This window comes from Pseudomonas sp. IzPS59 (genome assembly GCF_014863505.1).
In the GTDB taxonomy this organism is placed as follows: Bacteria; Pseudomonadota; Gammaproteobacteria; order Pseudomonadales; family Pseudomonadaceae; genus Aquipseudomonas; species Aquipseudomonas kribbensis.
Genome location: NZ_CP062251.1, coordinates 3268880 through 3282537 on the forward strand (window position 1 = coordinate 3268880; position 13658 = coordinate 3282537).

Here is a 13658-nt window from a genome sequence, read left to right on the forward strand (position 1 = left end):
CTTTCCCTTGACGAGGATTCACCATGCCCAAGTATTTCGATCCGCATATTCACATGGTCAGCCGCACCACCGACGACTACCAGAACATGGCCGCCGCCGGCATTACCGGGGTGATCGAGCCGGCCTTCTGGCAGGGTCAGGCCCGGACCAGTGTCGGCAGCTTCATCGATTACTTCGACACCCTGCTGGGCTGGGAGCGCTTTCGCGCCAGCATGTTCGGCATCCATCACTTCTGCACCATTGGCCTCAACCCCAAGGAAGCCAATGACCTGTCGGTGGCCAACGAAGTGCTGGAGATTCTGCCGCGCTATCTGGTGAAGGACGGCGTGGTGGCGGTCGGTGAAATCGGCTACGACGACATTACGCCGGAGGAAGACCGCTTTCTCGCCGCACAGCTGGAACTGGCCAGACAATTCAACCTGCCAGTGCTGGTGCACACGCCGCACCGCGACAAGATCGGCGGCACCAAGCGCACGCTGGCGGTGATTCGCGAGGTGGGGATCAATGAGAATCTGGTGATCATCGACCACCTCAACGAACTGACGCTGCCGCTGGTACTGGACAGCGACTGCTGGCGCGGCCACTCGATCTACCCCAACACCAAAATGTCGGAACAGCGCATGGTCGCCCTGCTCCAGCAGTACGGCACCGAGAAAATGGTGGTCAACAGCGCCGCCGACTGGGGCATCAGCGATCCGCTCAAGGTGCCGAAAACCGGTCAGGCGATGTTGGCGGCGGGCTTCAGCGAGGCTCAGGTCGAACAAGTGCTGTTCCATAACCCGGTGGATTTTTTCGCCCAGAGCGGTCAACTGGACAAAACCCTGATCAGCACCCCGCTGCCCATCGATCAGCGCCGGCAATGGCAGGACAACTCTGCCCTGCGCGGGCAGGAGCCGGTGATCAAATGAGTGCCGGCATGGGTTGGGCTGCCGCGCAGGTCGGGTATTGCAGCAATGTGCACCCGACCCATGACCTGGCCAGGCTGAAGGCCTCCATTGAACAGCACTTTCAGGGTGTGCGCGCGCAACGCGGGCTGAAAATGCAGGACAGTGGGCTGTGGATCAGCGCCCTCGCCGCCACAGGGTTACAGCAGAAATCCGCGCGGGCGGAGTTCCTCGGCCTGCTGCAACGCAGTGGATTGCGACTGACCTCGCTCAACGGTTTTCCCTACGGACAGTTTCATGAGGGGGCGGTGAAAGCCGCCGTGTACCTGCCCAGTTGGGCCGAGCCGAAGCGCCTGGCGTACAGCCTCGAACTGGCGCAGATCCTCGCGCAGGCGTTGCCGGCGGATTGTCATCAAGGGGTGATTTCCACCGTGCCGCTGGGATACGCCGCCACCTGGAGCCCGACGCTGCAACAACGTGCCGAGTTTCAATTGCGCGAGCTCACGACGTCACTGGCCAGGCTGCACCGGGAGACCGGCAAGAAAATCGTGTTCTGTCTGGAGATGGAACCGGACTGCGTGCTGGAAAACACCGATCAGGCCATCGCCTTCTTCCGCCGCTGGCAAACCACCGATCCGCACCATGAGTATCTGGCGCTGTGCTTTGACGTCTGCCACCAGGCCGTGATGTTCGAAGACTGTTATCGCTCGCTGGTCAGGCTGCGTCAGGCGCGGGTGCCGATCGGCAAGATCCAGCTTTCCAATGCTTTGGTCTGTCGTCTGCCTTCCGCGGACGACAGCCGTCGTGAACGGGTCCTCAAGACCTTGCGCGACTTTTGCGAAAACACCTACCTGCATCAGGTGAAGGCGCTGGACGCGCAGGAGCGCTTGGTAGCCTGGGCCGATCTGCCCGCCGCCCTCGACGATTGCGCGAAGCATCCGGATCGCTATGCCGAGTTGCGTATTCATTTCCATATCCCGCTGTTCAGCGAACAACTGGTGTTGCCCGAGCTGAACGGCAGTCAGATCGCTCTGGCGCAGACCTTCGACTATCTCGCCGACCATCGGGAGTTTCGCCCTGTGCTGGAGGTGGAAACCTACAGCTGGGGCGTCCTCCCCGCCCAGTTGCGCCCGACCACCGAACACGCCCAGCTGCAGGGCATCGCGGCGGAACTGAAATGGGTCGAGGAGCAGTTGGGCCAACGGCAACTGTTGCAGCCACAAGCGCAGGAGACCTACGCCGATGCCCTCTGAACAACCACGCCAACCGCTGCTGCTGATCAACGTGGTCGGGCTGACGCCGGCGTTGCTGGGTGACGCGACCCCGAACATCAATGCCCTGCTCAAAACCGCAAAAATGGCCAGCCTGCAACCGGTGTTCCCGGCGGTCACGTCGTCGGTGCAGGCCTCGATTCTCACCGGTCGCCCGCCGTCGGAACACGGCATCGTCGGTAACGGCTGGTATTTTCGCGATCAGGCCGAAGTGAAGTTCTGGCTGCAGCCCAATGCATTGATTCAGGGGGAAAAGGTCTGGGAAACGCTCAAGCGTGAGATCCCGGGGTTTCGCTGCAGCCAGTTGTTCTGGTGGTACAACATGTACGCCGACGTGGACGCCGCCATCACCCCGCGTCCGCACTACCCCGCCGATGGCCGCAAATTGTTCGGCCTGTATTCGTCACCGGCTTCGTTGCACGAAACCATCGAACGGCAGATCGGCGAGTTCCCCTTTCCCGGGTTCTGGGGGCCGGCGGCGGGCATTGCGTCGAGCCGCTGGATCGTCGATTGCGCCATCGCCGAATTCCAGCTCGACCGGCCCGACCTGCAATTGATCTACCTGCCGCATCTCGACTACAGCCTGCAGCGGGTGGGGCCCGATCACCCGTCGATTGCCGATGAGGTGCGGGCCATCGACCAGGAAGTCGGGCGGCTGCTGGCCTTTGCCGAGGCGCAAGGTGCAGCGGTGATGTTGCTGTCGGAATACGGCATTGAAGCGGTCAGCCAATCAGTGTCCATCAACCGCGTGCTGCGCTCGGAAGGTTTGCTGGAAGTACGTCAGTCGCTGACCTGGGAATTGCTCGACCCCGGCGCCAGTGCAGCGTTTGCCGTGGCCGATCACCAGATCGCCCATGTCTACGTGAAAAACGCCCGGGACATTGCCCGCGTCAAAGCGTTGCTGCAGCGCCAGCCCGGTATCGAGCAGGTGCTGGACAAGGCCGAGCAACGGGCCTTTGCGCTGGACCACCCGCGCAGCGGCGAACTGGTGGCCGTGGCCGCAGCGGGGTACTGGTTCGATTACTACTACTGGTTCGACGATCGCAAGGCCCCCGACTTTGCCCGCACCGTGGACATCCACCGCAAGCCGGGCTACGACCCGCTGGAGCTGTTCATCGACCCGGCCATTCGCTTCCCGAAACTGCGAGTCGCGCGCCGCCTGCTGCAGAAAAAACTCGGTTTCCGCTACTACATGGACCTGATTCCACTGGACACCGGACTGGTCCGTGGCAGTCACGGCCGCCTGCCCGAGCGCGAGGACACCGGCCCTCTGCTCATCACCAATTGCGATCTGCCGTTGCCGCAAACCCTGGCGGCGACGGCGGTGAAACAACTGCTCCTTCAGCATTTCCTGGGGCACCTCTACCACCACTCGGCCAATGCCAAGGAGCTTCCATGCGGCGAGCCATTTCTTTAACCGTTCTCAGTGCACTGGCCGGTTTGGCTCAGGCACAGGACACCAACAGTTTCGATTGCAATCAATTCCTCAAGTTTGGAACCGACATTGCCAAGACCCGGGCGGCGTTCCAACAGAGTCCCGAAACCATGGCCTGGAACTGGTTTGTCTGTCTGAACCAGTTCAGCCCCACTCAGGCCAGTAACCGGGTGTGGGAAACCATGAAGCCTTCGGACCAGGTTTACCTGCCCGATGGCGCTGCGCCCGGCGCCTACGCCAGTCCCGTGCCGCCTCCGACCGAGGTGCTGACACAGGCCCGAACGCTGGGGATGGACCTGAACCGGACCTTCCACAACATCAATGCCACGCAACAGGTCGATGGCCTGGCGCTGCACATGGGCGGCGCCGTGCCTGCCTCTCAGCGAGGCAACCCGGTGCGCTTTCAACTGCTGATGGGTCAGGACACCTTCGACTACATCGTGCAGCGTCAGGTCTACAACATGAACGGTCAGGCCGCGCTGCCGGACAACCTGGACTTCCCGGCCACCGCGTGGGAGTTGAAGGCCGCGTGGCTGTGGATCGGCTCGGACACCACCTACCGGCAAACCCTGGCCAACGACGGTTACTACATTGGCCAGGCGTATTACGCGCAGGATGACGGCACCTATCAGGTCGGCTATGCGGCGTTGAGCGGGCTGCACGTGGTCAACAAGCTGGACGCCAACTGGGTCTGGACCACCTTCGAAAACGTCAACAACAGCAAATACACGGTGACCAACGCCCCCACGCCGACGCCGATGACCAACACCACCGGGCCGACCCCGGCCGCCAAACCGGTGAACGTCAGCTTCCAGGCCAGCAACCCGACGCTGTCGAAGTACGAACTGATCGGGGTCGAGTTCCAGCCCGTCACCCAGGTGCTGGCCAACTCGCAACTGGAGTCGGCGTTCCAGAACACCTCGTCCTGTCTGGCCTGCCACGGCACTGCGGCCTACTCGAACGACAAGGGCTACTACAACTTCGCCATGAAACAGGATGGCGGCATCGTCTACCCGACCACGCCGCTGCCGGCCTCCGACTTCGAAGGCTACAAAAAACTGGACTTTGTCTGGTCGCTGAAGCGCGCCCAGTGGCAACGCTAAGGAGCACGACATGAGCGTATTGAACTTCCCCCGGATCTACCTCAACGGCCATATGTTCTGGAACCCGCCGACGGCCAACAACAACGATGTGCTGCCGCTGTATGACGCGGTGAAGATGGATATCAACTGGCCGTTTACCAACTACTTCGACATCACACAGGCGAACGCTCCCACCACCCTGATGCCCTGGATGATCAAGCCTGTGGAGGAGCAGGATCTTCCGACCTACGTGACGCAAGTTCCGGGCAACGACAATCCGGGCACTTTTCCATTCATACCCGCCGAATGGGACCTGTTTGGCGACAACGCCTGCGGAACAGTGAGCTACCAAAGCACACGCTCGACCATCATTGGCGGCGAGTTGCAGGCCAATAACTACATTACCCAGGACGCGCTGGTTGGCAGGGACTACCAACTATTCGGCAATCCCTTTGGTAGTCAGAGCCCGACGGCCGCCCGCTTCGTCGATATCAGTCCCTGGCAGAACACTTTTACGGCGCTGTACTTCGACAAGCTGCAACTGGGGGATGCCACCTGCGGCCTGACGCTCAATCGCCAGTACCGGATGCTGGACCGCTTCCTCAGTTTCAAATGGGCCGCGCTCTTCCATGGGCTGGCGTATGTCACGACCACATGGCAGACCTGCTTCTCCCGGGACAATCTGGAATGGGTCATCGGTGACTCGGCCCTGCTGAAAAATCTCAAAGAGCAGATGGAGCTTCAAGGTGCTCAGGGCCTGATGTTCCGGTTCTCCAATTACCTCACCTGTTATGACAGAAACGGTGTATTCAACGACTTCCCCTACGTTAACAGCCACTCCTCTGACAAGTCGGCCATGGATCGGCTGACAGCGATGTATCAGAAAGGGCTGGACAATGTTTCCGACATTTTCTTCAACCCCGCCTATAACCGGACCGCGGCGACCCTGGGGCTGTGGTTCGCCGACGAATACCCTACGGCTCCCGCTGGCCGGCGACTGATTGCCGCCGAGGAGATTTCGGTCACTCAGCCCGCCATGCCCGAGCCGAAAAAAACCACGCTGGGTATTATCTCGGCGCAGATCACCGACAACACGCTGTCGCTGGATCTGGCCAACACGTTCCCGTTCTACCCCCTGGACAAGACCGCCGATATCCTGACGGCCGAGCGGTTTCAAGCTGGCGACTACAAGCTGGGCGTATCGAATAACGGGAGCTTCACCCCGGTTGTCGATATCGGCTTCGCCCAGTATCAACAATCGGCGTTCGACAAACGCTCTGGCCTTCTCGACTTCACCCTCAGTGCTGCGCAAACGGCTACTCTGCAATCCGGTCCGCTGGCGTTGCAGCTGCAAGCTCCGGCTCCGGCGGATTGCGTGATCGCCGCCAGCCAGCAGGTCTGGACCGCCGAGGTGGTCGAAAGCGGCACCTTTGTCGATGTGAACGACCACAAGACACTGACCATCATGGTGCAGAAAAACGGGCAGCCGGCCGCCAACACCACCCTGTTTGTCGCGGAGTACGGAAACCCGTACAACGTGACCACCAGCGACTACTACCTGACGTTCAGTAATGATGCCGACTTCACGTTGTTCTACGACAACGCCCCGGACCGGAGTCAAAACAGCGCCAACCTGCCGCAGTTCCAGGGCACCCCACCGATATCGAACTACGTAACCACCGGCAGTGGTCGCCGACTGGTCAATCTGGAGACCAGGGACAAACCGGTCGGCGATCCGGTCAGTTACCAGGCATTCATGAATGGCTCGAGCAAACCGATTACGGTACCGCTGAAACCTTGCCTGCAGTTCGATGCCGGCGTCTACGTCACCGGAACACTGGAAGACAACCAGGCACAGGTGAATTACTCCTATGTGTCGACCACTACCGATGACAAGGGCATCGCCCAAGTGAGTTTCAGAGCATTGGCAGCGGGCTTCCCGACCTTGCGTTTTATCGTCAAGGACGGTGCCAGCGACCCGGCCATCCCTTTCAGCTTCGCGCTCAACCAGGCCCAGATCGACTTCCTCGCGCCGATTCGCGTCCTGCCTCTGGACATGCCGTTGCAGCAGGACTTCGTCAACTTCTGGAACGAGATCTACAAGAACAAGAATGCGCCCGAAGCGATCTGGGATGACTTCATCTACCCAAGGGTCCTCAAGACGTTCTATTACCTGTACCCGATCATGAACAAGTTCATGCCGCTCAACTCCCGCACGCGCGTCGAAGGTGCCGTCGACCAGTTGATCCGGCTGATCAGCAAGGAGTACCAGGAAGAAAGCACCCTCGCGATGCCCATCACCCGCGACCTTTCGCAAAGCCGTCGCGCGGTACTGGAGTTGTGGGCGCAGAAACTGGTCAAGCGCAACTTCCCGCCCATGCAACTCAAGATGAGCGATTACGACGACCTCTGATCCATCAGGAACGATGAGCCACTGCGGGCCTCACGCCCGCAGTGCGCCTTGCCAGGGAGTGACCCATGAACGTCAGCCTCTTGAACCGCCTGTTGCTGTTGATCCTGCTGTTTTGCCCGTCTGCATTCGCCCAGGACAGCGGCGCCGTCTACTTCACCAATGGCGTACACAACACGCTGGGGTGTAATGAACAGAACGGCAACTGCATCGCCAAACGCAATCCGGGTGAGCCTTCCGACCCGTTCTTTCCGGCGTTCTGGATCAGTAACTGGACCATGTACCGGGTGATGCACAACTACGAAAACAACCCGCCGCCCTACAGCAACCCGCCAACGACCCTGAAGCCTGCGGACTACACCGTCTCCCGGGGCACCAGCTACTACGACACGACGTACATCCCGCCAGACGGCGACGGTTTCGGCGCGATGATGGAGCACTACGAGAAATACTGCCTGCCGATCTTCCCGATCAAGAACAACAACTACACCTGCTCGTTCGTGTCCCTGGGCAACAAGGCGTACTTCCTGACCTACCCGCAGGATCGTCCGAAAGACATGCCGGCCTGCTGCATGTTCTCACCGATGAATCATCCGCCACGGCAAGACTTCATCGAGCACCTGCCCTACAGCGCCGAGCGCAGCAAAAATCTCGATGGCAGCGTGCAGGCCTACGCCCTGGATCTCGACTCGCCGCAAGGTCCGATCCTGTTCGGCTACGCCTTCTACAAAAAGATGTCGGGGCAACCACCCTACCGGCCGCCGCAGTCGTTCTTCTTTTCCGGCGATACCAGCGTCGCCAACGCACCGATCGTGAGCCAGAACTACACCAATTTCCGCATCGCCAAACCGGACCCGAAACAGACCTGGGCGCAGGTCGCCGCCATGTGCCCGTCGAATCCGCCGCCCTGCCAGTTGTTCGAACCGCCGGCTTCGCAGAGCAATGGCCAGAAGGCGCAGTGGAACAAGCTCATGCAGCGTAAACCGTGATCAACGACGAAGGATCGCCATGAAAACCACACTCTGTTTTTCCGTGATGTTGCTGGGTCTGGCCAGCCTGCCGGTGCTGGCCAGGGAACAAGCCATGCCATCGGTGCAGGCCAGCCAGTTGAACTGCCAGCCGCCGAGCACCGCACCGGCCGCCACGGCCGGTCAGGATCAGTTCGATCAATACAGCTGGCAGATGTTCATTGCCTTGAGCTGGCCGGCAAAGAGCGGGCAGCGCGGCAATCCCGACTGCACCAAACAGCCCGGTGCGGCCGGCTACACCGTCTGGCAGACCTACAAGACCGTCGGGGAAATCTTTCTGCCGAACGCCGCCAATCCGGGGCCGTGGAACTCCCCGCAACTCGCAAAAAGCTTCAACATCATCAACATCGCCTCTTTGAAAAACAGCGCTCAGGTCAACGCAGTCGATCAGGCGGTCGGTGGCTGGCTGATCGATCAGGCGAAAAACCCGACCTACTACGATATCTCGGCCAACGAGACTTCATACAACTACATCGTCAACAACAACTTCTATAACGCCGACGTCGTCTCCAAGGCCAACAACATCACGTTCCCGTGGGGTGTCATCGAGATCAAGTCGAGCTGGCGCATCCTCACTCCCCATGACAACGCCAGCCGTTACCTGACCCTGCTCGCCCGGGTGGCGACCTTCGATGAGCAGGGCCAGAAGAACGGTGTCACCGAGGCGTTTCTGGGGCTGGTCGGCCTGCACATCATCACCAAGGCCAACGGTTATCCGCAGTGGATCTGGTCGACATTCGAACAGGTCGACAACGTTCCGCCCAAGGCTCTGGTGAACGGCCAATGGGTCGATCAGCCTGTGGCTGGCACGGCCTATTCCTACTTCAACGCCGCTGCGCCTGCCGCGTCCCTCAACCAGTCACCGTGCGACTGGCAGACCCAGGGCCCGCATCAGGTCTGCGTGCCCAAACCCGGCACCACGTTCCAGACCCCGAACCCGCTGAACCGGGTCACGCCGATCGCCGACATCACCAACCAGATCAACGCCAGTTACCAGGCCGATCCGGGGCTGCAAAACAGCGTGTTGAAGTACTACCAGCTCATCACCACCCAGCGCCCGCTGATGCCTGACAACCCAGGCAACCCGCTGGGCCAGCCTACGCCGGCACTCTCGGCCAACGTGACCATGGAAAGCTACATCCAGCCCAACAGCAGCTGCATGAACTGCCATTCCATGGCGACGCCGGTCAAGAGCCCCTACAAGTCGGATTACTCCTACCTGTTCAAATTCGCCAATTCGCCGCTCGGCAAAACCATCAAGGACGGGAAATAAATCATGAGTATCCTCAACGGCCCGCGACTGAATTTCTGGGGAGGCATCCGCACGGATGTCAGCCTGCCGAACAATTCACCGACCATTCCTTATGACGGCGATGACAACTGGCCGATCTTTGACCTGACCACTTCGACCCTGGCATCGGGGGCCCGGTCTTATACCGACGATCAGTTGAACAGCATGATCAATGCGCCCACGGGCGACTACTACACCGCCGGTGGCTGGAATCATTACGGGCAACATGTCGTCGACATGCAGAATGCGCTGATCAGTTCTCAGGGCAGCCCGGGCAGCGTCAGTACCACTGGGGATATGGTGGGCCAGCCGGTCTATCTGCTGGGTTCTGTGGACCCGGTGACCGGACAAGGGCCGGTATCGGGCCCGATGATGGTGGACCTCGACCCCACCTCGACCACCACCACCCAGATATTTGTCGGTGGCCTGCAAATCGGTGGCAGCAGCAACATCCAGTTGCTGATTCACGACAATGCAGTCTGCAGCAGCCTGGATCTCGGCAAGCGGGTGCTGCAGCCAACGCCGAAGGAGCTGGATGCACCCGGTTCCTGCCGTATCAGTGGCACCTTTCAGCTGACCTTCCCGCTGAGCAGTATTGTCAGCTGGAACCAGAACAGCGCTGGCTTGCGATCAATCATCCAGGCTCCGGGTGCCACCGGTATCGTCCTGCGCTTCGTGATGTTCGAAATGTGCCCGACGATGACCACGCCCCAGTTGCAAGCCGATTATGCCGCCGGCAGAGACACCCCGAACCCGAGCATCGGCCGGGTCATCGGTACATTGGCGCCGGCGTTCGCCAATGAGCCGCCGGACTGTCAGGCGGGCCGTCAGATCGTCAATCAGGGCACGGGCGGCACCGGCTATGCAGACCTGAGCAGCCCGGCCATGCTGAGCGTCGACATGGTCAATATCATTCCGAAACAGACGTTCAGGGCCGTCAGGGATGACATCACCAGCCCTATCGGACCTAACGGCAATTACGGCACTGTCACCGTGGCAGCCGGTGAAACCACCCTGGGCACACTCGATCCGGCCAGCAGTCCCCTGTTCGACTATTACGTGTATGGCGGCATTGTCGATCTGCCGCTCAATACAGCCCAACAGTCAGCGGTCAGATCCTCGGCGCTGGCCATCAGCGCCCCCGGCAAGGTCGCAGAGACTACGTTGCAGGCCTCGGAGTCCGTCTACCGGATCTACGCCGATCAACGCAGTGTCTATACCGAGGACTACCCGCAGGGCCTGTCGATTACGCTGCAGGTCCGGTATCTGGGGGCTGCGGTGCCCAGCACAACCGAAATCGATCTCACCGCCGCGCCTTCGGGACCGTATTACACGCAACAACGCTACTGCGACTTCCTTTATTTTCCCCCTGCGCTGACGGTGAGCCCCGGTCAGTTGTCCGTCACCTTCTCCGTCAACGTAAAACCTGCAGCGGCGCCCCTCGCCGGTTTCGTCGCCCTGACCTACACCGTCAACGGTCAGGACAGCGGCACCTATTTCACCAACTTCCGCAAATACGCCGAGACCGACTTCGGCATCCCCAGAGGCACCACCATCACCTGGGAACAGATGTACCCGAACGTCCTGCGTTTTCACTATCTGGCCTTCCCGGCCATGTCTCGCTACATCCCGCTGAATCAGCCGGACGCGATCATGGGCGCAAAGAACCCGATCCTCGCCCGGACCTCGGATGCCTACAAAGGCACCACGCTGTTCATGCCTGTGGTGCGCTCGATGTCGCCCTGTCAGCGGGCGCTGTTGCGGGCCTATCTCACCGGCGAACCGTGGCAACCGCCGCAGTAATCGCGCCCATCAGCCCATGGAGAAAAACCTATGACTGTTCAGATTCCTGCGCGCCCCCGCGAGACGCTGCACCCGAGCACCATCGTCGTCGAAGGCCTGCTGAACCCGCGTGGTGCCTGCCTGCAGAGCGATGGCAGCCTGCTGCTGGTCGAGGCTGGCACAGGCCTGCCGGACCAGACATTCAGCGGCCGCATCAGCCGCCTGCAACCCGACCCACTCCACCCCGGCGCCTGGCTTGCCCGGGAAACCCTGGCTCAGGGCTTTCGTTCGATGAACATGCAGGCCCGCATGCTGCGCGACGAAATCATGGGGCTGTCGGACATCGCCTGCGGTGACGGGCGCTGTCTGGTGAGCCAGACCGATTATGTCGCGGGCTCGAAACTGCTGGACCTGCAATACACCCCGCCGGAGGCGGTGTTTCACAGCCGGGGCAATCTGAATGCGCTGTGTTATCACCCAACCCGCCGCAGTTGGCTGGCGGTCAAACCCGATACCAATCAACTGGTGGAGTTCAGCACTGGCGAGGATGAACAAGTACTGGTGCAGTTACCCGATCTGGACATGGGACAGGAAGCCGTGCCCGTCACGCTGGTGTATGAACCGACGACAGACGCGGTGCTGATCAGCCTGTTCTCCGGGGAGCTGCAAAGCGACCCGGCCCGCAAAGGCATCGACTTTGATGATCAGGCTGGCCAGGTGATCCGGGTCTGGCCCGACACCGGACGGATCGAAGTACTGATTCGCGGCCTGCAACTGCCCACCGGACTCGCGCTGTGTCCGCAAGGAAATGTGTTGGTGCTGGAGCTTTGCAGCCGTCTGCAACAACCGTTGCCGCCTGACTGGAACGGCGAAACCCTGCATGGCGGCTTCACCCGGTTCAGCGGGCGACTGTTGAGCTGCAATCTGCAAACCAGCGAAGTGACCGTGCTCGCCCGTGACCTGGATACCCCGTCCAACCTGTGCCTGGTGCAGGACGCGGTGCTGGTGAGCGAAGGCATGGGATTGACTGGGCGACCGTTGCCCACGCCGGATAACAAGGTGGTTGCATTGAGCGGCAGGCTGCGTCGGGTACAGCTCTGAAAACAGAAAAAAGGGCGCGGCCTCATAGAAGCCGCGCCCTCTGTTTACTGAGTCACCACAATCTTGCCGATCATCTGCGGATGCAGCACGCAGAAATACTCGAACTCGCCGGGCGTGTTGAACACCCAGGAAAAACTGTCATTGGTGTCCAGCGCCCCCGAGCGGAACACCTTGTGGGTTTCAGCCACGGTGTGCGGGATCTGGTCGTCATTGACCCACGTCACCTTGGTGCCGACGGCCACGGTCAGATCCTTGGGGCCGAACATGAATTCCTTGATGTCGACCTTAACTTCCTGTGCCCAGACCGGCATCGACAAAAACAGGCACAGCACTGCCAACAGTCGCGCTTTCATTGAGCCGCCCTCCCCTAGACCAGTGTCGAATCGATCAGCGCCAACGGATGATCGCCCTGTGTCGCCCGCACTTCGGTGATCCCCAGGTAGTTACGCAACTGATCGGCCGCCACGGTCATCGGCCCCGGTGACGGAGCCGCGCCCGGTGCCGGTTGCGGATAGGCCGTGCCACGGGCGGTATGGAAAGTGATGTTGCCTTCGACTTTCTGGATGACCTGATGGATATGCCCGTTCAACACCGTCACCGAACCATACTTGCGCAACATCGCAATCGCCTGATCGCCATCCTCGGTGCCCCAGCCCCAAGGCTGATAGATCGTCCACAACGGAATGTGGGTGAACACCACGATCGGTGTACTGGTCGAAACCGCGCGCAGATCATCGGCCAGCCACGCCAGTTGATCGGCGCCGAGGTTGGCTTCATGACCAGCCTGGAAGTTGAAGACATTCACCAGCGCGATGAAATGCACGCCATGGTCATCGAAGCTGTACCAGCCGTTGCCTTTGGTGCCCTTGCCGTAACGTTCGAGATAAAGCTTGCCGCCTCCCTCGTCGAGGGTGTCGTGTTCACCGGGGATGTAATGCACGGTGGACGGCAAGCCTTTGAGCACTTGCGCCGCCGTGTCGAATTCCTCGGCTTTGGACAGGTGGGTGATGTCGCCGGTGTGCAGGATCAGCGACGGCCGTTTCGGCAGCGCGATGACCTTGTCGATCGCCACTTGCAGGGTTTTCACCGGCTCCGGGTTGGCTTCCTTGTTGAAGCCGATGTGCGAATCGCTGATCTGTACGAAATGAAAAGTGCTGGCCAACGCTTTCGGATCTGTGACGTTACCCGCCTCATCCATCGCAAAGGCTCTCGGAATGCCGCCGCTCAGGGCCCAGAGGACCCCGGCTCCGGCCCACGCCGAGCATTTGAGCAGCGTTCGCCGGTCCGGGTTGTTCAGAAAGCCGTCGGTGCGCAGTGGATGTTTTGCTTGATTGTCCATCGGTAGGTCCTCGCTGGCGGACTACAGTGATGTAG

General features: G+C 60.6%; 11 protein-coding genes. 9 read left to right on the plus strand and 2 right to left on the minus strand.

The genetic code is table 11. From position 1 onward, the window contains the following. Positions 1 to 23: 23 nt before the first annotated feature. From IF189_RS14600 to IF189_RS14640, 9 genes are all read left to right on the plus strand, one after another. Positions 24 to 908, plus strand: coding sequence for a TatD family hydrolase (locus IF189_RS14600; protein WP_134826994.1), 885 nt, complete (start codon positions 24 to 26; stop codon positions 906 to 908). Continuing rightward, entirely contained in the window at positions 905 to 2137 is a 1233-nt protein-coding gene (gene eboE / locus IF189_RS14605) for a metabolite traffic protein EboE (RefSeq protein ID WP_192551779.1), read from the plus strand. The genes IF189_RS14600 and eboE overlap by 4 nt, the downstream gene beginning before the upstream one ends. Next, positions 2127 to 3572: an alkaline phosphatase family protein gene (locus IF189_RS14610; RefSeq protein ID WP_192551780.1), complete on the plus strand. Its 1446-nt coding sequence runs from the start codon at positions 2127 to 2129 to the stop codon at positions 3570 to 3572. The genes eboE and IF189_RS14610 overlap by 11 nt, the downstream gene beginning before the upstream one ends. Next, positions 3551 to 4693: a hypothetical protein gene (locus IF189_RS14615; RefSeq protein WP_192551781.1), complete on the plus strand. Its 1143-nt coding sequence runs from the start codon at positions 3551 to 3553 to the stop codon at positions 4691 to 4693. Before IF189_RS14610 ends, IF189_RS14615 begins: the two co-directional genes overlap by 22 nt. A gap of 10 nt (positions 4694 to 4703) precedes the next feature. Then, the gene (locus tag IF189_RS14620) at positions 4704 to 7085 is read left to right on the plus strand and encodes a hypothetical protein (RefSeq protein ID WP_192551782.1); all 2382 of its coding nucleotides are present in this window, start codon (positions 4704 to 4706) and stop codon (positions 7083 to 7085) included. A gap of 65 nt (positions 7086 to 7150) precedes the next feature. Next, a complete protein-coding gene (locus tag IF189_RS14625) occupies positions 7151 to 8071 on the plus strand; it encodes a hypothetical protein (RefSeq protein WP_134826999.1) in 921 nt (306 codons plus the stop codon). A gap of 19 nt (positions 8072 to 8090) precedes the next feature. After that, on the plus strand, positions 8091 to 9383 hold the full coding sequence (locus IF189_RS14630) for a hypothetical protein (protein ID WP_134827000.1): 1293 nt from the start codon (positions 8091 to 8093) through the stop codon (positions 9381 to 9383). 3 nt (positions 9384 to 9386) lie between these two features. Further along, positions 9387 to 11204 carry a hypothetical protein gene (locus tag IF189_RS14635; protein WP_192551783.1) on the plus strand — a complete coding sequence of 606 codons (1818 nt, stop codon included), beginning with the start codon at positions 9387 to 9389 and terminating at the stop codon, positions 11202 to 11204. Between the two features lie 30 nt (positions 11205 to 11234). Continuing rightward, positions 11235 to 12284, plus strand: coding sequence for a hypothetical protein (locus IF189_RS14640; RefSeq protein WP_134827002.1), 1050 nt, complete (start codon positions 11235 to 11237; stop codon positions 12282 to 12284). A gap of 44 nt (positions 12285 to 12328) precedes the next feature. On the opposite strand, the gene IF189_RS14645 is transcribed toward IF189_RS14640, so the two are convergent. Further along, positions 12329 to 12637 (minus strand): cupredoxin family copper-binding protein, encoded by a 309-nt coding sequence (locus IF189_RS14645; RefSeq protein ID WP_119428166.1) that lies wholly within the window; start codon positions 12635 to 12637, stop codon positions 12329 to 12331. A 14-nt stretch (positions 12638 to 12651) separates the two neighbouring features. Further along, the gene (locus IF189_RS14650) at positions 12652 to 13623 is read right to left on the minus strand and encodes a metallophosphoesterase family protein (RefSeq protein WP_134827003.1); all 972 of its coding nucleotides are present in this window, start codon (positions 13621 to 13623) and stop codon (positions 12652 to 12654) included. Positions 13624 to 13658: the final 35 nt, after the last annotated feature.